Annotated in this window: 18 protein-coding genes; 8 read left to right on the forward strand and 10 right to left on the reverse strand. The window is 39.6% G+C overall.

Annotation, left to right across the window (positions count from 1 at the left end):
* Positions 1-150: 150 nt before the first annotated feature.
* On the reverse strand, positions 151-1,833 hold the full coding sequence (locus AR334_RS09950) for a multicopper oxidase family protein (RefSeq protein WP_066309050.1): 1,683 nt from the start codon (positions 1,831-1,833) through the stop codon (positions 151-153).
* A 244-nt stretch (positions 1,834-2,077) separates the two neighbouring features.
* Between AR334_RS09950 and AR334_RS09955 the strand changes: the two genes are divergently transcribed.
* The 4 genes from AR334_RS09955 to AR334_RS09970 all read left to right on the forward strand — a co-directional run bounded on the left by AR334_RS09955 (position 2,078) and on the right by AR334_RS09970 (position 5,326).
* The gene (locus AR334_RS09955) at positions 2,078-2,626 is read left to right on the forward strand and encodes a DUF1697 domain-containing protein (protein ID WP_066309055.1); all 549 of its coding nucleotides are present in this window, start codon (positions 2,078-2,080) and stop codon (positions 2,624-2,626) included.
* Between the two features lie 22 nt (positions 2,627-2,648).
* Positions 2,649-3,026 (forward strand): hotdog domain-containing protein, encoded by a 378-nt coding sequence (locus AR334_RS09960; RefSeq protein WP_066309063.1) that lies wholly within the window; start codon positions 2,649-2,651, stop codon positions 3,024-3,026.
* Between the two features lie 235 nt (positions 3,027-3,261).
* Positions 3,262-4,725: a serine hydrolase gene (locus tag AR334_RS28825; RefSeq protein ID WP_253701245.1), complete on the forward strand. Its 1,464-nt coding sequence runs from the start codon at positions 3,262-3,264 to the stop codon at positions 4,723-4,725.
* 76 nt (positions 4,726-4,801) lie between these two features.
* Positions 4,802-5,326, forward strand: coding sequence for a CBO0543 family protein (locus tag AR334_RS09970; RefSeq protein ID WP_066309067.1), 525 nt, complete (start codon positions 4,802-4,804; stop codon positions 5,324-5,326).
* Between the two features lie 39 nt (positions 5,327-5,365).
* On the opposite strand, the gene AR334_RS09975 is transcribed toward AR334_RS09970, so the two are convergent.
* Complete coding sequence (locus AR334_RS09975; RefSeq protein ID WP_066309072.1) at positions 5,366-7,057, reverse strand: hypothetical protein; 1,692 nt, start codon at positions 7,055-7,057, stop codon at positions 5,366-5,368.
* Positions 7,058-7,210: 153 nt separating this feature from the next.
* Positions 7,211-7,684, reverse strand: coding sequence for a hypothetical protein (locus AR334_RS09980; RefSeq protein ID WP_066309081.1), 474 nt, complete (start codon positions 7,682-7,684; stop codon positions 7,211-7,213).
* A 357-nt stretch (positions 7,685-8,041) separates the two neighbouring features.
* Between AR334_RS09980 and AR334_RS09985 the strand changes: the two genes are divergently transcribed.
* From AR334_RS09985 to AR334_RS09995, 3 genes are all read left to right on the forward strand, one after another.
* Entirely contained in the window at positions 8,042-10,084 is a 2,043-nt protein-coding gene (locus AR334_RS09985; protein WP_172799196.1) for a DUF4357 domain-containing protein, read from the forward strand.
* A 93-nt stretch (positions 10,085-10,177) separates the two neighbouring features.
* Positions 10,178-10,504, forward strand: coding sequence for a nucleoside triphosphate pyrophosphohydrolase (locus tag AR334_RS09990; protein WP_066309084.1), 327 nt, complete (start codon positions 10,178-10,180; stop codon positions 10,502-10,504).
* Positions 10,497-12,923 (forward strand): DEAD/DEAH box helicase family protein, encoded by a 2,427-nt coding sequence (locus AR334_RS09995; protein WP_066309416.1) that lies wholly within the window; start codon positions 10,497-10,499, stop codon positions 12,921-12,923. The genes AR334_RS09990 and AR334_RS09995 overlap by 8 nt, the downstream gene beginning before the upstream one ends.
* A gap of 39 nt (positions 12,924-12,962) precedes the next feature.
* Here the strand turns inward: AR334_RS09995 and AR334_RS10000 are convergent, their stop codons facing one another.
* Positions 12,963-13,346 (reverse strand): ABC transporter ATP-binding protein, encoded by a 384-nt coding sequence (locus tag AR334_RS10000; protein WP_253701263.1) that lies wholly within the window; start codon positions 13,344-13,346, stop codon positions 12,963-12,965.
* Positions 13,347-13,569: 223 nt separating this feature from the next.
* Here AR334_RS10000 and AR334_RS10005 point away from each other — a divergent pair, with 223 nt between their 5' ends.
* Positions 13,570-15,477 (forward strand): nuclease-related domain-containing DEAD/DEAH box helicase, encoded by a 1,908-nt coding sequence (locus AR334_RS10005; protein WP_066309422.1) that lies wholly within the window; start codon positions 13,570-13,572, stop codon positions 15,475-15,477.
* Positions 15,478-15,548: 71 nt separating this feature from the next.
* Here the strand turns inward: AR334_RS10005 and AR334_RS10010 are convergent, their stop codons facing one another.
* From AR334_RS10010 to AR334_RS10035, 6 genes are all read right to left on the reverse strand, one after another.
* Complete coding sequence (locus AR334_RS10010; protein ID WP_066309094.1) at positions 15,549-15,758, reverse strand: hypothetical protein; 210 nt, start codon at positions 15,756-15,758, stop codon at positions 15,549-15,551.
* Positions 15,759-16,381: 623 nt separating this feature from the next.
* Complete coding sequence (locus AR334_RS10015; RefSeq protein ID WP_066309098.1) at positions 16,382-17,215, reverse strand: carbohydrate ABC transporter permease; 834 nt, start codon at positions 17,213-17,215, stop codon at positions 16,382-16,384.
* A complete protein-coding gene (locus AR334_RS10020; RefSeq protein ID WP_066309430.1) occupies positions 17,215-18,096 on the reverse strand; it encodes a carbohydrate ABC transporter permease in 882 nt (293 codons plus the stop codon). The genes AR334_RS10015 and AR334_RS10020 overlap by 1 nt, the downstream gene beginning before the upstream one ends.
* Before the next feature lie 149 nt (positions 18,097-18,245).
* A complete protein-coding gene (locus tag AR334_RS10025) occupies positions 18,246-19,571 on the reverse strand; it encodes a sugar ABC transporter substrate-binding protein (protein WP_253701251.1) in 1,326 nt (441 codons plus the stop codon).
* Positions 19,572-19,614: 43 nt separating this feature from the next.
* A complete protein-coding gene (locus AR334_RS10030; protein ID WP_066309100.1) occupies positions 19,615-20,772 on the reverse strand; it encodes a PLP-dependent aspartate aminotransferase family protein in 1,158 nt (385 codons plus the stop codon).
* A gap of 15 nt (positions 20,773-20,787) precedes the next feature.
* A complete protein-coding gene (locus AR334_RS10035; RefSeq protein ID WP_066309104.1) occupies positions 20,788-21,462 on the reverse strand; it encodes a FadR/GntR family transcriptional regulator in 675 nt (224 codons plus the stop codon).
* Positions 21,463-22,097 lie beyond the last annotated feature (635 nt).

Genomic DNA, 22,097 nt, shown 5'->3' on the forward strand with positions numbered 1-22,097 from the left:
AAACCCCGAGCAGATATCTACTGGCGTTATTACTGGAGTTTTAATAGGTTTTATTTAGTATAATTTTACACCTTAAGTTGATTTGAATCAATATTATTTTCCGAATGATGAAAAGACCGCCAACAATTATATCGGCGGTCAAATGTTACCTTAGTCACTACTCTCATCGGAGCTCTCGTCATTGTGTGAATCATTCCAGCCATCACGCCGGCAGTCAAAACACTGCGCGAAGGAGTCATCCGGGCATTGCCCTGGGATGACCTGAGTTGGGTCAAAGTTTGGATTATCGAGAACTTCATAGGGTCTCATCATTTCATGATCTTCATGCTCAAGGATATGACAATGCCATGGGTAAATGCCCGTAAATGGGCCAAAACGTGCAATAATCCGAGTGACCTCTGCGGGATTTGCCCTAACCGTATCTTTCCAACCTCTTTCATTAGGGTCGGGATCCACTGGCGTTCCCACATCGATGACATTTCCATTCTCATCGACGGTAATCGGTGCCCGATTGAGAATTTGGAATTGCACGAGGTGCAAGTGAATCGGATGGGTGTCGGCGGTCAGATTGTAAAGTTCCCAAACCTCAACAGTGCCATTGTATGGGGTTTCCGTTATCGGTAATTCGTTCCAATCCATATCATTAAGGAGTAGTTTTAAACGGTGAAATTCATCCGTTCTTTCTACCAGGAAGTTCTTTCTGACCGGGACGTTATCCGGATCCAGCCTCTCTAAGCAGCTAAGTGTCGTTGGAATTTCACTTTTGTCAGGCCGGGAAACTTTTTCGCGAACCCGAAATTGCATAATTTCCGGAAGGGCAGGGGCGTCCGGGCTGCCTGTAGGGAAGGGGGCAGGTGCGTCATTTGTCAGAATGATCTGCTGACCGGCATGGTTTGAAAAATCGACAATCACATCTGCGCGTTCTCCCGGAGCAAGCAGGAGTCCATCCCGGTTTAATACGACAACGGGCGACTCAAGAAATCCTCCGTCTGTGCCGATTTGCACAAAACCTTGCTCGGAGCTTAACCGTAACCGGTAAAAACGCGAATTGGAGCCATTCAGGAGGCGGAAACGATATTTTCGCGGTTCGACTTCCAGATAAGGCCACACTTTTCCATTCACTAGAGCAGTATCCCCGAAAAACTCCGGAACAACCGATGGATTTGGGGGCGGCGGCGGTGGGGGCTGGTCAGGAAGGGACGGATAGAATAATTCACCACGCCGTTCCCCGCTAAGATGGAACGACCGATCTTGGATAACCAGCGGAATTTCATATTTCCCCTTAGGAAAATTCAGCCTCTCTTCTGCTTCATCCCTAATCAGATAAAAGCCTGCAAGCCCGGCATACACATTTAATCGTGTGATGCCAATGGCATGGTCATGGTACCAGAGCGTAGTTGGGCGCTGGCAATTGGGATAATAATAAACTTCATGCAAAAATTTAGGTCCTTTCTTTTTGAAGTTTTTCGTAAACCATGCTTCTGGATACCCATCATTTTCGGGGCGTACCCGTCCCCCGTGCAAATGGACAACGGTTCTGACCGAAGGCTGGTCAGGCTCTGCGCCATGAACCGTACGGTCAACGGGCAGGAGGTGTTCAAAGGGCAAATGGTTTTCCCATTTGACCAGGATTGGTTGATTCCTCCGAGCCTCAAATGTCGGCCCAGGATACAACCCGTTATACCCCCAAACGGTTGTAGGCGGTAAATCACGGTGCAATTTTTGTTGAACTTGCTTCATCATCACCTCGTAGTAGGGAATTCCATTTTGGTTGCCTTTTGCTTTTATAACACTTGGTATCGGTAACGCATCAACAAATTTGTCTAAAGACAATCTATTACCACTCCTTATATAAAATTTCTCATCTCTTTATCATATGAAGGGTTTGAAATGAAGCATGGTCAGTAGTCATAGAATATAGTGGAGGTTCAATATTAGCTTAATGATCCTGCTGCAGACTCTTTCTTATGGTAATAAAGCGTAACCCGATTGTTTTTTTACCGGTGTATAACTAGATGAAAAGTATAGTCACATAGAATATAATGGATTTATATGGAAAATGGAGGAGAATGGGATTATGGTTTATATCGCGCTTCTACGGGGGATTAATGTCGGTGGAAAAAATAAAATTGACATGAAGCTGCTGAAACAAACATTTGAACAAGCCGGGATGAATGATGTGGTGACCTACATTAATACAGGCAATATTATTTTTTCAAACAGTGGCCTATCCAAAACTGAACTATCACGGATTTTGGAAGAAACGATACATAAGGATTTTGGATTGCAAATTAAAGTAGTCGTTCGGAGCATCGATGATGTTAGTGAAATCATAAACGCTATTCCCGACTCATGGAAAAATGACGAAGACATGAAGAGTGATGTGTTATTTTTATGGGATGAAATTGATGATGAATCTGTCCTTGAAAATTTGGTCATCAAACCTGATATTGAGACGGTGAAATATGTTCCGGGTGCGATCCTTTGGTCGGTTGACAGGAAAAATGTAACCAAAAGCGGCATGTCAAAGATCATTGGATCAAAGATATACAAACAAGTTACGGTCAGAAATGTCAACACCGCCCGTAAGATCTATGAGCTGATGCAAGCTCAAAACCGTATATGAAACCATCAGGGGGGAGAAATCTATGTCATTAAAAGTGGGAGAGATCATTTCATTCCAACGGACTTTTACCAGAAGGGATGTTGAATTATTTACGGAGATTTCAGGTGATGAAGGGATTCATCATTTAACCCCAGATGAACAGGGGAGACTTGTCGTACAAGGGTTGTTGACGGCGACTCTGCCAACAAAAGTAGGCGGAGATTATAACGTGCTGGCTCGTAATATGAATTTTGAGTTTCTAAGACCTGTATTTACCGGTGATACAATAGTTTGTGAAGTTAAAATTGAAAAATATGAGAGGCAGGACAATAATAGAACGGCTATTATTGCGACCTTTATCGGTAAAAACCAGCATGAGAAGGAAGTATTAAAAGGGGATTTTTCAGGTGTGATTCTCTAAATACAAAACAACTCGAGCGGTGTCTCACACGAACAGGGAGAGAAGCAATTTAATGAGCATATGAATTAGCAGAGCCATTTCACATAGAAATCGGGTCTGTTTTTTTTGTTAGAAATACGCCTGAGGGCTTAGAAAATAATTAGCCTCTAGCAGGTTAATCTAATTAAGACTAATTCGTATGATTATGTTTGTACTTCAAGGATTTAAAAAAACACAAAAAGTTGGAGGGCAAATTTTGAAAATAATTGTAAATAAGAAGAAATTGAGCTTTATTCTTCTGTTAATCATCCTTTTAACGCCTAATCTTCGCTTTTCTGCAAATGTCCAAGCTGCTCAACCGTTTAAAACGGAAGATGTCGATCAATTTGTCACTACCTATATAGAACGCAATGGCCTGCCTGGTGCATCCATTGTCATTGTAAAAGACGGAAAATTAGTTTATGAGAAAGGATATGGTCAAGATTCTGAAGGGAAGCCTATAACAGAAAAGTCGTTAATGAAAATTGGTTCCGCAACCAAATCATTTACTGCATTTGCTGTTTTGCAGCTTGCAGATGAAAGGAAAATCCAACTGGATGACCCAATCATCAACTATTTGCCAGAGGTCAAACTTGACGATTCAAGATGGCAAGAAGTTACAATACGTCAATTATTGAGCCACACATCAGGAATTCCAAATCCGACTATTGTTCCCCCAGCGAGTACCTTAAAAGCAGGTGTGGAACGAATGAACAATTGGAAGCTGCAATCAAATCCAGGAGAGAAACACTTTTATAGCAATGGGAACTACTGGATTTTAGCGCTTTTGGTAGAGAAGGTAAGCGGAATGGAATTCTCTCAATATCTTAAACAAAAGGTATTCTCTCCACTAGGAATGAATGACTCCCTCACTACTGTTAATTCTGGAGATGTTGTAAAAGGACTACCTAAAGGATATGTAGCAGCATATGGAACTGCAATTCCCTGGACAGAGCTTGAAGCGATGAATATGGGGGCCGGCAGTATCATATCAACGGCATCCGATATGGGAAAATGGCTTTCAATGCAAACGAACGAGGGAAAGACTGGAACAGGAGAGCAATTATTATCAAAAAAATTATTGGAAGAATCGTATTCGCCGCAACCTGGAAGCAAAAAATACGGACTTGGTTGGGGGTTGAGCTCACCGAATGTGAAGCCAGCACGCATCTCACATAGCGGAGTAGTATCTACGTATCAAACTCAACAAGACATCATACCCAGCAGCGGTTATGCCGTTGCAGTTATACTAAATAGCTTTACCCCTACATTTGAACACGCTTATGAGATTAGTTCGGGTATTATCCAATTGACAGAGGGGCAAGACCCCGAATTGAAAGCCCCAGTTTCGAAAATAATTGATTTATCACTTGGCGTTATCACATTGATTTATTTGCTTTTAGGAATCAGGGGAATTCTGAAGAGTAAAAAATGGTCTGATACACGTAAACAATATCCTACTTGGAGATTTATCCTTCGATTAATTCCTCAATTAATTCCAACATTATTAATCGGATGGTTGTTCTTTATTGTTCCAGCGTTACAAAATAACAGCTCGACCACAATGGATGCATTCGGTCTTTATCCAGCTGGGATGTTCTTATTAGCGATTATTTTCCTAATTGGATTGGTTCTTACAATTTTGAGAATCTATTATCGAATAACATTAAAAAAAGGGTAGAAATGAACAAAGAGGGCAAAAATTTTTACAAGGAATAGGGCATAATAGGATTAAATAAACCATTGGGGTTCGAATTATGCACATATTATTTAATGCATTATTCCTAGCAGCAGGAGTTAAATGGGGTGCTTGGAGACGCTGGAGGGAGTTTTATCCGACCATCCTGTATTTCATTTCTGTTGATTTATTAAAAAATTACCTGCTCTATAATCATCTGATGTGGACATACCAGGAAACATTTTTTGCGAAAAGCTTGTTGCAAAATCATACGTTTATTAACCTTATGATTATGGCTATTGTATACCCTTCGACCGTCTTGATTTATCTCGGCCGTTTCCCCGATGAGAGATGGAAGCAAATATTATGGCTGGCTCTTTGGATATTTGTTTATTGGATCGTAGAATTCATTAATCTTAAGTTTCTGAACTTGATTAATCATCATCATGGCTGGAATATGGGCTGGTCATTATTATTCCTTATGGTAATGTTCCCGATGCTCAGGATCCACCATAAAAATCCACTGTTGGCTTGGTTTTTGTCGGTGATCTTTATTCTATTTTTGTGGAATGTGTTTGACGTACCGATTGAAATAATGAAATAAAAGAGGGTGGCACCTAACCTACAGGACCACCCCCAATTCCTACCCCTGTATAAACGGCCGATTCTTCAAATGGCCGGTGTGATCCTTCAACTGATGGTAAAACAATTCGTATTGTACCCACCGGAGCGGGATTTTGAAGGCCAGTTCGTTTTTCTTGTTATACACCAGGACATGCTTCCGGTTGTATTCGACCTTCTTAATCTCATCCATGCCGATGGTAAACTGTTTGCCCCCGTCCTGCTTGACTAGCTGACGTCCGATGATCAGGACTTTGCGTTGCTTGTTTCTAGTAAACTCGTAAAAACAAGCGGCCCCGCCAATCGCAGTGAACAACAACGACGGCCATAGCGGCGCTTCAAATCCGGAGAGCAAGACCCTGACCCAATGGGTAATCAACAGGGCGATAAAGAACCAGGACCCTCTGCTAAGCCTTGGCGAGCTCTCGTAATACACACTGTTTTCCATCTCCTGCATCGCTTCCGAACGATAGTTAAAAAATTGCTGCTTATGCTCCTCAATCGAAGCCGAATCTAGGTCAACAAACTCTGTATACGTGCCATCCCACATCACAGCAGTATCATCGCCATCCTCCAACGCATAGCCGCCGGCCCAGCCGACATACACTCGATCTTGCTCACGGAAGCTCATCAAGTAATAGCGCACTGGCTGACCGTAGGTGTTTTCTGTCTCGACCTGATCAACGACCTGGATGTCCTCAGGATAGTGAGCCATTCCGTCCTCATCCTCAGGCAAGTGAATAATCGTCGAGAACAGCCGGGTCCCTGCCAAATGCTGCTGCTTTCCTTCCGTAATCGGGTAGAGGTGCTCCAAATTTTTATCCTTCAGTTCCCAATACACCATTTCCGCCGTTTCAATATTTTTAGCACATTCCAACAGCGTACTGTTATCATAATGCAGATTCTTGCCAATCGAAATCAGCAATGCTTCCGCTTTCAGGAACGGATCGCGAAACTCCTGAGCTTCCAGAAGCTCGCTCTGTGTTTCCTTTGAAAAATAAAAATCCATTAAACTAATAAACAACCGCATCCGATTGCGGACAATCATATAACTGTCCTTCCACGCTGTGTACACATACTTCGTTGTATAATCTTGATCAAACTTGAGGTATTCCTGCTTCTCAGCCTGATAATCCTGTAACAAGACGGGGAGCACCTGCTCCTTCTTGAACCCTTGTACATGTCCGGAAGAGTTTAACGACAACAGCAGGTCATAAATCATAAATTTATAATGTTTGGACTCCAATTTATCAATCGTGGATTCAAGGATTCCCTTGATCAATACAGGATAGGATGACAGCATACGGTAGGGAATTAGAAAATCCTCGGCATCCATTAACCCAACGATTTTTTCCTCTAAAAAGTAAAAGATTTCTTCGTCCTCTGTTTGCAGGAGAAAGTCTATCGCCCGCTCCTTGGCCTGAATGTCAAAGCCGTCAAAATGCTTGATCAGGCCTTCAATGACCTCTGGTCTGGAAAAATCACAGACAAAATCGATGAGATAGACGGAAGGATTGTCCCAATGATCGACAGGCTGAGGAAATTTGCCGGCAGCCGCTTTAATCATATCTATAAGAACCTCAATTTGAACCTCGTAGCTGTCCTGCTGCTTGATCTCAAATAGCTGACCAAGGGCCTCGTACCGTTTTTCCGGATTATCGTTTTTCACTTGCCTTAGTATCTTGCGCAGCTTTAATTCGTACAAACTCTTCACCTGTCTCCCCTAAAACTAAGAATATATTACTATCATTGTATTTCACGGTAAAATGCCCGTCAAACACAAAAAAGAATATATGCAAGCACGTAGACTAATTGGGAAAGAGCCCTAACTTTTATAGTAAGTAGGGCTCTTCGGAATCAACGGAAATCAATAATAAAACCTCTTATTTAGTTTTTCATATAAATACTGGATTCCATATAATAGGTAAGCTTTATAGTGCAGGTAGAGAAAAAACTGAGGATGATTCAGTCGGCGAAGACGAATGATTTTCATTTTCTTCAGGACATCAATGATAAAGAAGGCAAAGGCTCCATCGGCAATCGCATTTAGCAGCGCATACCTTTTAAAGTTGCCGTACGAAAATCTGAGCAGCCACATCGAAAGCGGCGCATATGGACCAATACTAAATGGTAACTCATCGCGCATGAAATTCTTTTTCTTATCGTAAAATTTCCACCAATTCCGTTTATGCCCATACAAATGGTTAATGATTTCAAAAACAACAATGAACATTCCCGCAAACGAATATCGTTTAAAATTTCGCCTTCCAATAAACACCAAGGACAACCATGGAATGATAATCATCGCAAGGTTAAACCAAAAGTGGCGTTTTGTGATCATGAATGAGTTCACCTCTACCCGATTTTTCTTTACCTTTTATAGAGTAACCAATTTATAGAAAAAACTACGAAAGGAGGGAAGGTTGCTCAAAAACAAACTATAATCACATGAAAAACGTTGGCATGTATTAATAAACGGTGAACATGTTGAATTAGTCAAACTAAAATGAAATGAGAAATGGGGAAATGTTACAAAGCGGTTTTTGAATTCAATGGGCTAGTAGATTAGCGGGATATTTGATTGCATAGAAATATGAAAAACAAAAAATAATCAAATTAAAGAAAAGCATAGTCCTATTTGGTAAAATATAATTAGTAATGTAATTTTTACTAATTTGTTTTTCGGAGGAAAATAATCGTGAAAACGACATTATCTGCACAAGAAATGCCATTACATAAAGTATTCTCAGATGATTATTTATTTACAATTCCATCGGTTCAACGTCCGTATTCTTGGACTGCGGATGAAGCAGGAGAATTATTAGACGATTTGTTAGATTTTATTGATCATTACGATATTACAGAAAATAATTTAAAAGATATAGAGGAGCCCTATTTTTTAGGGAGTGTTGTATTAGTAAAAAAGGAAACTCCAATCTTTGAAGTGTTGGACGGTCAACAAAGGTTAACAACTTTAACAATATTATTGGCAGTATTAAGAGATATTTTAGGGGGTGAATATGCTGGAGATATTCATAGTATGATTGTACAAAAGGGAAATAAAATTAGAAATATTGCCGATACTTATCGATTGCATTTAAGATATAGAGATAATGATTTCTTTAAAAAATACATTCAAGAAATTGGTTCTACCTCAGGGTTATCTTCAGATACGTTGGTTAAAACAGATAGTCAAAAGGCTATTAGAGATAATGTTCTCTATTTTATTGAAAGGTTAAATGAATTAAACGTTCAAACTATTAAAACCCTTCCAGGTGTAATTGCCACATTGTGTTATGTGGTAGTAGTTTCCACTCCTAGCTTTGATTCTGCCTTTAGAATTTTTACCGTTTTAAATGATAGAGGATTAGACTTGATGCCTAGTGATATCTATAAAGCTCGGGTTATCGGTGATATACCAGAAAACGAACAAGATATATATACCAATAAGTGGGAAGAAGTTGAGGTATCACTTGGAAGAGACCGTTTTAATAAGCTTTTTGACCATATCAGGATGATAATCCAGAAAAGAAAAGGAAGCGCAAATTATAAGGATGAGTATGACCAAATATTTAAAACAATTACAGGCAAAAATTTTATTGAACATGTTCTTATTCCTTATAGTGAAATTTTCTTGAAAATTTCTGATTATCATGCTTATTACAGTACTTCCCCAAATTTAATGAAAATGCTTAATTTATTGAATCGGATTGATAATACTGACTGGGTTCCACCTGCAATGTATTACTTGATAAACAATAAAAATAATATAGAAGGTTTTCTTCAAAGATTAGAAACATTTGCAGGAATAAGCATGGTTTTAAGAAAGAATTTTAATTGGCGGCAATCTCGATATTCACAAATACTTAGAGAGATGGAGAAAAATGTTGATCCTTTTTCGTCTACATCTTCCCTAGAAATTTCAAATCAGGATAAGTTGGAAGTATTAAATAAAATAAATGGGGATGTATACACTGATTTAAAGGATTCTGTTAGAAGATATTTACTTCTTCGTTTAGACTCTATGCTGTCAAAAGGTCAACCATATTATGACCATTCTGTCATTACGGTAGAGCATGTCTTGCCACAAACGCCAAAACCAGATAGTGAATGGTTAGAAAATTTTATGGATCCGTCATTATACGTTCATAAACTTGGTAATTTAGTATTACTTACAAGAGCAAAAAATTCCCAAGCGAAAAATTATGATTTTCGAAAAAAGAAAACAACATATTTTCAATCTAAGAATGGTGTAAGTTCATTTGCATTAACTTCACAAGTAATACAAGAAGAAGAGTGGACGCCATTAGTTTTAGAGAAAAGACAAAAGAAGTTAATTCAATTATTAAAAAGCGCATGGAATTTGGAGGTGGGTGACAACTTCCAGGCAAATATAGAAAATGATCAAAATACTGAAAATCAGTCTAAACAAGTTTTTTACATTAAAAGTGTAAGAGGTGCAAATGGAAAAGGATTTCCATCTGGAACTGGTTTTACTGTCGTTAAAGATTCATATTTCGCTGATTCAGTAAGTGAGTCATTTCAATTGTCCTATATTTCAATTAGGGATGAGTTAATTAATTCAGGGCTATTAGTTTTTGATAGTGAAGGCTTAATGCTAAAGACTGATTATACATTTAGTAGTCCATCCACTGCAGCTTCATTGGTAATGGGTAGAAATGCAAATGGTTTAACAGAATGGAAGTCATTTAGTGGGGAACTATTAAAAAACTTTATTTGATATAGACAAAATTAATTAGTTGTTAATTTTCAATCAACTTTCCTAATTGGAAATGTAAAGCCCCCTGATCTATACCTGAAAGGAGAAGGTTAAATGCCAATTCATAACAAACTCGTCCGTGACAGAATTCCAGAAATAATCAAAAAGACAGGGAAGAAGTATTCAACAAGGAGTTTAGAAAATGAAGAATACATAAAAGAACTAAAAAAGAAAAGTTTTGAAGAACTTAATGAATATGTAAATACTCAAAACGACAAAGATGCTATCGAAGAACTAGCAGATTTATTGGAAATTATTCATGCCCTAGCTGAATGCCATGGTGCATCTATTGAAACCGTTGAGGAAGTCCGGAAACAAAAAGCGGAAAAGCGAGGAGGCTTTAAAGAAAAAATCTTCCTGATTGAGGTTGAAGATGAGTAAGGTCCAATTGATAACTAGGGAACTAGGAGACCACCTTATAAAGAAGCTGGAACAGGCTTCTACCATTTGTATTTTGACCTCCTTTGTCATGAAATCGGGGGTCAATTTTTTAAGAGAATCGCTAATAAAGGCTGCTAAAAATGGTGCCGATATTAAAATTTGTACCGGGGACTATTTATTTCTTACCCAGCCCGAAGCCCTAGAAGAGTTGCTAACGATTGAAGGATTGGACATTCGTATTTGGCAAAGTAACGGTGTTTCATTTCATCCAAAAGCCTATCTCTTTAAGTCCAACGAGCATGATTATTTGTTTGTTGGATCGTCCAATCTTTCAACTTCGGCACTGAAATATGGTGTGGAATGGAATTTGTTGGTCAGCGATGAAAAGGACGTTTTTGATCATGCTCAGTCTGAATTTCTTTCTATTTTTTTCGCGGATCAAACAGTGCCTTTAAACCGGGAAACACTCGAAGAATATAGGCGGAATTTCAATGAGTATCATCGTAAAAATCCCAATCTGCCTCAAACCTGGTCTGAGCTTGAGGAAATGGATTTGATGCTGCCATCCAAAAGGGAAGTTCAAAAACAACCCGAAATCATTATTGAGACAACAGGACAATACGGTGATATTCAACCCAGGTTTGCTCAATTAGAAGCACTAGAGGAACTTAATAAAACCCGTGAAGAGGAATATAATAAGGCCCTTGTGGTGATGGCTACTGGTCTGGGTAAAACTTATTTGGCCGGATTTTTTGCAAAAAGCTTCAAGAAAATCTTATTTATCGCTCACCGGGAAGAAATCCTATTTCAGGCAAAAGAGTCTTTTGCCAATATTATGCCAGACAGACGATTCGGGATTTATAACGGAAAAGCAAAAGAAGGTGATGCAAACGCGATATTTGCCTCAATCTTTACTTTAAGCATGAAAACGCACTTGGAGCGGTTTGCATCGGATGAATTTGACCTGATCATTGTGGATGAGTTCCATCATGCTGCTGCCGAAACTTATAACCGGGTACTTGACTATTTTCAACCACTGTTCTTACTAGGAATAACAGCCACACCCGACCGGAATGACAATAAGGATGTTTATGCCATTTGTGATGGAAACGTGGCATACCGGCTGGATTTCTTAGAGGCTATTCAACGCAAATGGTTATCGCCATTTAAATATTTTGGTGTATATGATGATACCGACTATACACAGATTACTTGGCTAGGTAACCGATATGATGAGGAAGAATTGCTCCAAGCCCAGTTAAGATATGAATTGGCGGAGAAGATTCTGCGCGCTTGGGAAGCGAAGAAGCAGAGCAAAACATTGGCATTTTGTTCATCTATTAAACAGGCAAACTTTCTTTCCCGTTACTTTAATCAGTATGGCTATCGTACAGTCAGTTTGCATTCCCAGCAGGTTGAGATTGGGAGAAAACAGGCGATTCAGCAGCTGTCTGATGGTGTACTTGATATTATTTTTACCGTAGATCTTTTTAATGAGGGTGTTGATATCCCTTCTGTAGATACTTTATTATTTGTTCGACCGACAGAATCTCTAACCGTGTTTACGCAGCAAATTGGCCGTGGGCTACGCTTGCATCAAGGTAAAGAAACATGCGTCATTTTGGATTTAATAGGAAACTATCGAAATGCGGATCTAAAATTAAGTCTATTTGATACCCAGCCGACAGAGGGAAAAGCACGGAATATCCAACCTAATTTGCCTGAGTTTTGTGAGATGGACTTGGATATTCAGGTTATCAATCTACTTAACGAAATGAAGCGGAAAAGGCAGCCGAGAAGAGAAAACCTATATAGTGATTATTTCGCGTTAAAAAGAAATATTGGTAGAAGACCAACCTATTTAGAGCTTCATTTGCAGGGTTCCTCCGACTCCCATCAATATAAACAAGAATTTAACTCTTATGTCGGATTCCTAAATTGGGCTCAGGAATTATCTGAGAGGGAAGTCGAGGTTTTTCACCGATATGATAACTGGCTAGTTGAGGCAGAAAAAACAACCATGTCAAAAAGCTATAAAATGGTCGTCTTATTAGCAATGCTGCAACGAGGACCGTCAAATTGGTATCAGCCGATTTCATCCGTTGAAGTTGCTCCATTTTTTCATCAATATTTAATGGAAAAAGAACACAGGAAACGGATTGATTTCTCCGATAAAGGTGCAATGAAACTTTGGGATTATGATGAAAAAGGCGTCAGCAGATTGATTGCGAGCATGCCAATGACCAAATGGAGCGGCAGTTCAAAGGGATTGATATCCTATGAAAATGATCTTTTTACACTTAATTTTAATGTTATGAAAGAGGATGAGGATATTCTCTTCCAATGGACAAGAGAAATATGTGAATACCGTCTTCATTATCATTTTGAGCGGAAAGCAAAGAATCCCCAGATTCAATAGATCCGGGGATATTTTATTTGAACATCTAATTTCCAATAGTTATTTCTTCTTTAACACACCTTTTTTAACTAGATTTATAAGCGTCCCTTTATTCTTATATCTCTGATATGCAATAAGCCGATTTAAATCCTTAACCGTTAATTCGCTGGGTTCAATCGCAAGTTCAAATTCATTGTTGACCTTTTCTATTAAAGAGAGGGCATATTCAGTTTGCTTTGCAGTTAATTTGTAATTTTCTTCATTTTCGGTTTGTTTTTCAACATCCATATTTGTTACGTTATTATCTAATGCTGCAGCGTGTTCTTTTAATTTCGCATCTATTAGAGCCTCTACGTCAGCCTGACTAAATGGTGGAACCTGTTCTTGTTTGGTATTTTGAATTGGCTTGAAAAATTTATCAATAATTCCCTTAAGCAATATCACCACTCCACTTTCCAAGAGTTCGAACTACACTTTTACTATGTATCAATAAAATAGATATCCCAATTATAATATTAAAATATTAGAATAAAAAAACAACACTTTTTGGCAGAATTTTGTTAGTCTAAGCAAAGTTTGTAAAATATAAGAGGATTTTGTAAACATTTAGGTAAAATGCACTAATTGTTGTATAATGGAGAAAAATGCAATTTTTGGGGCGATTGTTATGGCGATTACGATTCCTGAAACAATTAGAACATCTGCTACTAAAGGGGAAAGGCTGTTTTTTCGAACACTAAAAATCTTTCTTCCCGATGATTATATAGTCTATTTTGAACCGGAAATCCAGGGGAAACGGCCAGATTTTGTTATCATAGGCCCTGATCTGGGAATTGTCGTATTGGAAGTTAAGGATTATACCAAAAAAACACTCTTTCAATTGAATCATGATGAATGGCATATTGTCGCTACCTCTGGAGATCAAGCAGTGATTAAAAGCCCGATGAAACAAGCAAGAGATAACATGTTTCATCTTGTGGACGTATTGAAGAAAGATAAAAACTTAATCCAACTGGAAGGTAAGTATAAATTTCAATTAAAATTTCCTTATGGACATGGGGTAGTTTTTACTCGAATGTATACCAAAGATTTTATACAGGAAGGGTTATATTCGGTAATTGAACCCGACCTTTGTTTAACAAGGGATGAAATCGACCCTGACAAAGATGGATTTTCTGAAGAAGTTTTGATGGAAAAGATTTTGAATATGTTTGTAGTTCCTTTCCGGTTAAGAGATCCTCTGTCAATTGAGGAAATCAATGCCATTCGCTATCACTTATTCCCTGAGGTACGGATCAGTGCAGAATTTAAAGCGCCAGTTCCATATCAAGATCAGCTTCTTTTATCTCTTCATGATATTAAAACTATGGATCTTCATCAGGAAAATCTGGCCAAGCAAATTGGTGATAAAAACAGATTAATTCGCGGTGTGGCGGGTAGTGGTAAAACCATAATACTAGCTAGCCGAGCCAAGATGTTGTCAAAACAAAATCCCGATTGGAAAATACTTATCCTATGTTTTAACATTTCACTAGCGAATGCGATCCAACAAATGATTAACCATATGTTAAATGAACCTGAGGATCTATTTGATTTCGACCCGGAGGCTAGGGAAGTTCAAAATCAAAATATAATTGTACGCAATTTTCACTCATGGTTAAAAAATGATTTAAAAATAAATGAATATCAATTGCCAGGTATGATTGAAAAAATTGAGCGGAATGAAACAATTCTCCCAACTTATGATGCTATATTAATTGATGAAGGACAGGATTTTGAGGCAGATTGGTTGAGAATGGTTAGCCTGCTTATAAATTCTAATACTCAATCTCTCTTATTAGTTGAAGATAGGGCACAAACAATTTATAAGCGTAAACGCTCATATCTGCAGGATACTGGTTTAAGTTTTCAGGGAAGGTCAAAAGTTTTAACGATTAATTATCGGAATACTTCCCAAATCGTCAAGTTTGCTTGGGATTTTTTCCGAGAGCACTCCATGTTTAAAAATAAAGTAGTGAATCGTGATCTTGAAGGGGAGATTATTGCTCCACAAAGTACAAAAAGAAAAGGCCCTGATGTCGGTATTCTTAAGGCATCAAATTTTTCCAATGAGATAAAAGTGGTTGCAAGACAAATTAAAAAGCTACATGAAGAAAAGAAAGTTCCGTATGATGATATGTTAATTCTTTATCGGGTTAAAAAGACTCACAAATTTCCGATTATTGATACAATTAAACGTACATTGAATGAATCCAGTTTACCTTACTATTGGATAACTGAAAATGAAGTTTCAAAACGCTCTTTTAGGAAAGAGGATGGAAGAATCAAAATAAGTACGATTGATAGCAGTAAGGGTTTAGATTTCCAAGCTGTCTTTATTGTAAATGTTGATTCCATGCCTTTTCCTTTGGAAGATGATAAGGAGCGGGAAGTATCATTATTATACATAGGAATGACCAGAGCAAAACAATACCTCTGCTTGTCTTATTCAGGAGAGTCTGAATTTACGCGGTATTTTGATCGAATATTGGTAGAAAGAACCCAGAAGAAGAGTGGGTTTGAAAAGATAAATTAAGTTTTGCAAAGAGTCGGACTTGAGAATTTTTCCGACTCTTTGTTATTGAGAAGAAAATTTCTTAATTGTGGTTACTTAGTATAAAAATTACCAAAAAATACAAAATGCTTATCAGTAATATATTTTTCGAATACTTTAGCCACTTCCCCATCAATACCAACCCGAATTTCCACCAACACATCTGAATAAGCATCGAAGTAGTAGGAGTTATCGTCCCGATAGTCATAGCTGATATTGGCAAAGCCAATTTCGTTCAGGATTCCAGTGATTTTTTCAACCATTTCTCTTTCAGAATCATACTCGTTCTATCTTCCAATAGTTCTAGATTCTTTGAGCTAATAACAATCAGAGTGTATCTTCATGTCCCGAATTACACAAGGCATTCAAATTTGTCTAACGAACTAAAACAAAAAATCTTAAATATTATCAAAAATATATTTATTTAGGGCTCCCACAGTGGAGGCTTTTTTCTGCGAAAATTATCGAGGCATAGACTTTTTAATTACATAAACCTGAATTTTAACTTGCAGTTATATAATTGCTAAATCATAAGATTCTAATAGAAAATAAACGGTTTAAGAGTATGAAAACAAATTGTCACTTTTGACATAGTTCCACTGGTGTTGTGAATAAAAGGAAGTAATGAAGTGGAAAAGAGGCATTTTATCTAAGTGATTAATTAGATGGTAAAATTCTTTGCATTTTAAGATAGAAAATCCTATTGTGGCGGGATATAAGAGCAATTTTATTAATCGTTTGTTTTGGTTTACTTTTTGGTGTTTTTTCAGGAATATATTGGACCCCGTATCTGTAAGCTCATACTCTACACAAAACACCAAAGCACAACCAGCCTTTCAGCCAGTTGTGCTTTTCTGCATGTCCCTATAAAGCGCCGTCCCAAGACTTACCCCTTAACAGACCCCTGTGTCATCCCTTCAACGATATACTTCTGTGCGAAGGCAAATAACAACAGGGTTGGGATGACGGAGAGGACGGTAGCGGCTGACATGGCGCCCCAGTCAATATCGAATTTGGAAATGAACGAATTCATCGCTACTGGAATCGTCTTCGAGCCTTCCTCATCGATGAACATCACGGCCAGGAACAATTCATTCCAGCATTGAACAAATGCAAAGATGAACGTGGCTGTAATCCCCGGGAGCATAACCGGGATAATCACTTTGAAAAGGGCCGTCAATCTTGAACACCCATCAATCATGGCTGCTTCTTCCAATGTGGAAGGAATCCGCTCGAAAAAGCCTTTCATGATGATGGTGCAGAATGGAATCATCATCACCGTATAAATCAACATCAGTGAGGGCAGCCGGTTCAACAACTGCAATTTGGACATCAGTAAGTAGAGTGGAGCCAGCGCAATAAAGATTGGAATCATTTGTGTAATCAAAAAGGCGAAGATGACCTGGTTTTTCCCCTTAAAGTGGAAGCGGGCCAAGACATATCCGCTTAAAATGGCAATCAATAAGGAAAATAGTCCGGCAACCGCCGAAACAATTAAACTATTGACAATATAAGTGCCAAAGCTCGAAATGCCAAAGATATTGACATAATTGTCGAAGGTCAGCTCTTTCGGCCAATACTGCAGCGGAAGGGTAAACATGTCCTTCCTTGGTTTCAATGACGTAACAAAAATCCAATACAACGGAAAGACGGTAAACAAGAGAAAACAGCCGAGGACAACTATTTTTGTCAGGAACCAAAGATTAAACTGTTTTTTCATTAGAAGTCACCCGCCTTATTCATCTTTGTTGCCAGCAAATAGAAGATGGTGAAGAATAACAGCAGAATCATGATGACAATGCCGATTGCAGAAGCTTGTCCGTAATTTTGATCATAGATGACTTTTTCCAGCATATACGTCGATAAAATGTGGGTCGACCCCGCAGGTCCGCCGTTTGTCATCGAATAAATCAGGTCCGGGAAGTTGAGAATCCAGATGACCCTTAATAGAATCGTGACCGTAAGCGTTGGAATGATATAGGGAATCGTTATTCTCGTCAATTGCTGGAAGCTACTCGCCCCATCCATTTTGGCCGCTTCATACAGATCTTCGGGAATCGATTGCAGGGCAGCAAGGATCATGATCCCGAAAAAGGTGATGCCGTACCAAACATTCGCGATAATCACAGATGCCATGGCCCATTTGGGGTCGGCAAGAAATGGAATCGGGTTGTCAATCAGGTTCATCTTCAGGAGCAAATCATTGACGACGCCACTTTGGCCATTAAACATCCACCGCCAAATCAGCCCGATCAAAAACCCTGACATCGCCCATGGGAAAAACACAAACGCCTGGTACACGCCCCGCCCGCGGAATTGCCTGCGCAGCATCAAGGCAAGGACGAAGCCAATCGATACTTGGAAAAATAACGAAATAAAGACCCAGTAAACACTATTCGTCAATGATTGTTTAAAGTTGGGGTCGGCAAGGATATCCTTGAAATTCTGCAGGCCAATAAAGTCAATATTGGTAAGGTCAAATAATGTATAGTTTTGAAAAGACATTACCAACCCTTTAAGCAAAGGGTAATAGATAAAGATGGAGACGAGCAATAGGGCAGGCAATAGACACAGAAGTATAAAGAGTCCATGCCTGGACATTTTAAAAGCCGGCTTCAGCCGCGGCGTTTCTGTATTGGGTTGCAGTTTCAAAACGGTTCACCTCGCATGTTCATCCAGTTGAATTGGTCATTTTAAAAGGAGGGGAGAACGGCCCGGCTGTCCCCCCATCCTAAAGGATACTGTGGTTATTATTTGCCCTTCTGGTCTTTTTCCTTTTGCCAGTAATCCGCCCACTTCTTCAATACATCGTCAGTAGAGGACTTCTTCAGGAGCAAGGATTGAATATCCTTTTCAGCATCTGCCCGGAACTGTCCCCAGCCCTTATAATCTACAGGCCGATCGGCGATTAAATACTCATCCGGTTTGGAGTTCATATCAATATAGGCTGCGAAATATCCTTCTTTGAAGAATGGATCTTCGCCAGCACTCTTATGAATCGGTATGAGTGAATTTTTCTTGGCAAAATTCAGGTTTTGTTCCGGACTGGACAAGAAGGCAATCAACTTCCAGGCGGCATCTTTCTTTTTCGAGTAGGAGGAAATTCCCCATCCCGCTGTTCCCAAGGTCTGTTGGGCTACTTTCGATTCTGGTCCCTTAGGAAGCGGGGCCGTTGCCCATGTGCCTTCTTTCATATTCTCCGTGCATGTCGTAATAACCTCAGGATCTTGAATCAGCATCGCGGTCTGTCCGGAAGTGAAACCTTGCACCATCTCAGGGTAGCTCCAGTTGATGGAGTCCGGCGGTGATGCATCCTTATAAAGCTTTACGAACATTTCCAATGCCTGCTTGGCTTCCGGTGCGTTGAACATTGGCTTGCCATCTTGGGTAAAATAGCCATCAGATGGATTGATTTTGCTTCCTAAGTATGCCCAGGTCGTAAATTCAACATAGTCGGAAGAACCGGCACCGCCCCTGAAGCTATAGCCGAAGCGATTTTTGGCAGGGTCCGTTAATTTCTTGGCCGCAGCATATAAATCTTCCCATGTTTCCGGTGCCTTCAGGCCGGCTTCATCAAACCAATCCTTGCGGTAGAATAATGTTTTTTCATAAATTCCATATGGGATGAAATAAGGTGTTTTATCGACGAATGTTGCGCCGTGTTTAGCGGCATCGTTCAACGAATCCCAATTCTCCCAGCTGCCTGTATACTTAGAGAGGTCTTCGATAAATTTGTTATTGGAAAATTGTTTAACGGTTTGGTCGCGAACTTCAAGAACATCAATGTCCTCTTTCGCCATCAGCATTTGCGTAATTTTTTCATCGGCGCTTTGCAGAGGCGGCGAAATCAGCTGCACTTTGATTTTTGGATTCTCAGTTTCAAACTGCTTGATCATGTCCTTCAATAAAGCCGTTCTCGCCGGACTTGTTAAACTCTCAATCATTTTCAGTGTCACTGTGCCATCTTTCTTTTCACTATCCTTTTTGCTGGACGTTTCGCTGCTGCAGCCCGAGATAATGCCCAGCAGCAGGATGACTAAACCAATCCATGCTCCAATTTTTCTATAAGCCTTCAAAATTAACCCTCCCTAAATTTTTATATATAAAGAGTTAAACTCTCTATACCAATGCCAGTGCTTGGTCAAGGTCTTGAATTAAATCGCTGCATTCTTCAAGACCCACTGAAATGCGGATGTGTCCCGGGCTGATATGGGATTGCAACAAGGATTCCGTGTTGTAACCATAATTAGGTGATAAAACCAGGCTTTCAAAGCCGCCCCAGGAAACGCCAATCTTAAATAACTTTAGTCCGTTAATAAAAGTTTTCACGTTTTCAAATGAATCCGCTTTCAATTCGAAGCTGAATAAACCGGAATATCCCTTTAATAATTTCTGCCCAAGTTGATAATCTGGGTGGTCATGCAGTCCAGGATAGAATACTTGTTTGACTGCCGGATGCACCTGCAAAAATTCGGCAACCTGCCTGGCGCTTTCTTGATGGGCCTTCATGCGGAGCGGCAGTGTGCGCAGGCCTCTGGTCAACAGCCAGGCCTCATATGGAGGCATCGCTCCCCCAAATAATTGGTACTCATCGTAGAAAAGGCGGTTCATGATCTCGGTGCTGGTAATCAAGGCGCCACCGACAATGTCGCTATGGCCACCTAAATACTTGGAGGCGGAATGAACCACAATGTCGATGCCAAATTCCAGTGGATTTTGAAAAATGGGCGTCGCCCACGTATTATCAATAATGGTGCGAATATGGTTTGTTTTTGCCAAGCTTGCAACTGCGGGTAAATCAACTAATTGAAATGTCATGGTGGTAGGGCTTTCTAGATAGATTAATCGGGTGGATGGTGTAATGGCCTTTTCAATGTCTTCTAAAGAAGTAGATTGGATGTTTGTGTGGGAAATGCCAAATTTCTCGATGTATTTGAAAAACTTTATGGCCGGGCCATAGATATTGCTGACGCTTAAAATATGGCCGCCCGACTTGACAAATGTCAGGATGGCCGATGTGATGGATGCCATTCCGGAACTGAATAACTTGCATTTCTCGCCTTTTTCAAGGGCGGCTATCTTTTTCTCGGCGATCTCAACGGTAGGGTTTTTCCCGCGCCAATATAGGTAGTTATTCTGCTCGTCCTGCATGGCTTCTACAAAACTATCAAAATTAGGGTAGACAAATAGCGAGTTTTGATAGACCGGCGGGACAACTGCCCCGTGGAAGCGCTCGTACTCATCGCCTAAATGGGTGCAAATATGCTGATCATTCATCTGTATTCCCCGTTTCTAGATTTTTTTGATGGTCTCCTCGGTCATGTCAATCATCTTATGAAACTCCTGAAGGGCTTTCTTCGGATTTCTACGTTTGATTTCCTCAAATAACATTTGATGCAACGGGTATGTATCTTCAAAAATCTTATCAATCCCGAAAGGCCTGCTCCACAGCTTATTGAAGATTGTTGACACTGATTCTGCTACACTTTCCAGGACAGGATTATGGGAAGCTTGGTAAATCATTTTATGGAAACTCCAATCTTCCTTCGACGACTCCATTCCCAAATCACTTAAACGGATGGCTTCGGATAGATATTTCTCCATCTGTTCGAGTTCTTCCTCTGTAGCGCGGATCGCCGCAAGTTCAATAGCTTTCCCCTCAAGGAGGCGGCGCACCTCTATGACATTCAGCAGAAGAGCCTTTTCATTTTCTACCTCGATTTTCGCTTCGAACCGGAGCGAGGTATCCTTTACAAAAATTCCTTTTCCATTAATCACCTCAATCATATCGTTTGCTTCTAGGACCCTTAAACCTTCCCTTAAAGAAGAATGGCTCACATTCAGCTTTTCGGTCATCTCTTTGACGGAAGGCAGTTTATCCCCTTTCATCATATTCATTTCCTTGATATACAGCTGAATCGCTTCTACAACTCTTTCGTGTAAAGTGACCTTTTTCAAACTTTTCATTATGGTTCCCTCTTTCGCTTTACTTGAAAGGCTACCTAAAGCTATCGGCCTATTGACCTATCCGATAGGTTCATTATATTGCAACTATTCCGAATTGTAAATAATCCATTTGCAGGCCATTTAAAGGGTTCTGGTGCTACCTTGGATTGGCCTCGTCGAAGAAAAGCTTTATATAATTAATAGAATTCCCCCGCCATTGATTGAATAGGTAGGGGAATTTTTTATAGAAAATTTCTAGTGGTAAAGAGCCAGGCAATTGCCGGTAAATTCTCTGCTATTGAGTGGTAAAAAAGATGGCAGGGGTGGTAAAATCCTTTGACCGTAATCATATAAACACGAAAATGGATAAAACCAAAGGCTATACGACTTATTATCAATGTGTGAAAGTCCCATAAGAAGCAAACTGCCACCATGGGCTAGGCAAAATGCGTGCATGGACCGAGCAATATGCTATAAACACCTGTTCAGAATGAACACGTCACTTTGACCAGAGATTACACAGAGATTACTACAGAGATTACTTAGAGATATATTGTCGACAGAGTCGACATTGTAGCTTCCTTCTGCAAAAAAATTTCCACAGTATACTAAGTGCTGTTTTTGCTAACTTACAATCATAAACTTTTGATAAAATA

Origin of the sequence: Bacillus sp. FJAT-29814, assembly GCF_001510715.1 — a bacterium.
Classification (GTDB): Bacteria; Bacillota; Bacilli; order Bacillales; family Cytobacillaceae; genus Neobacillus.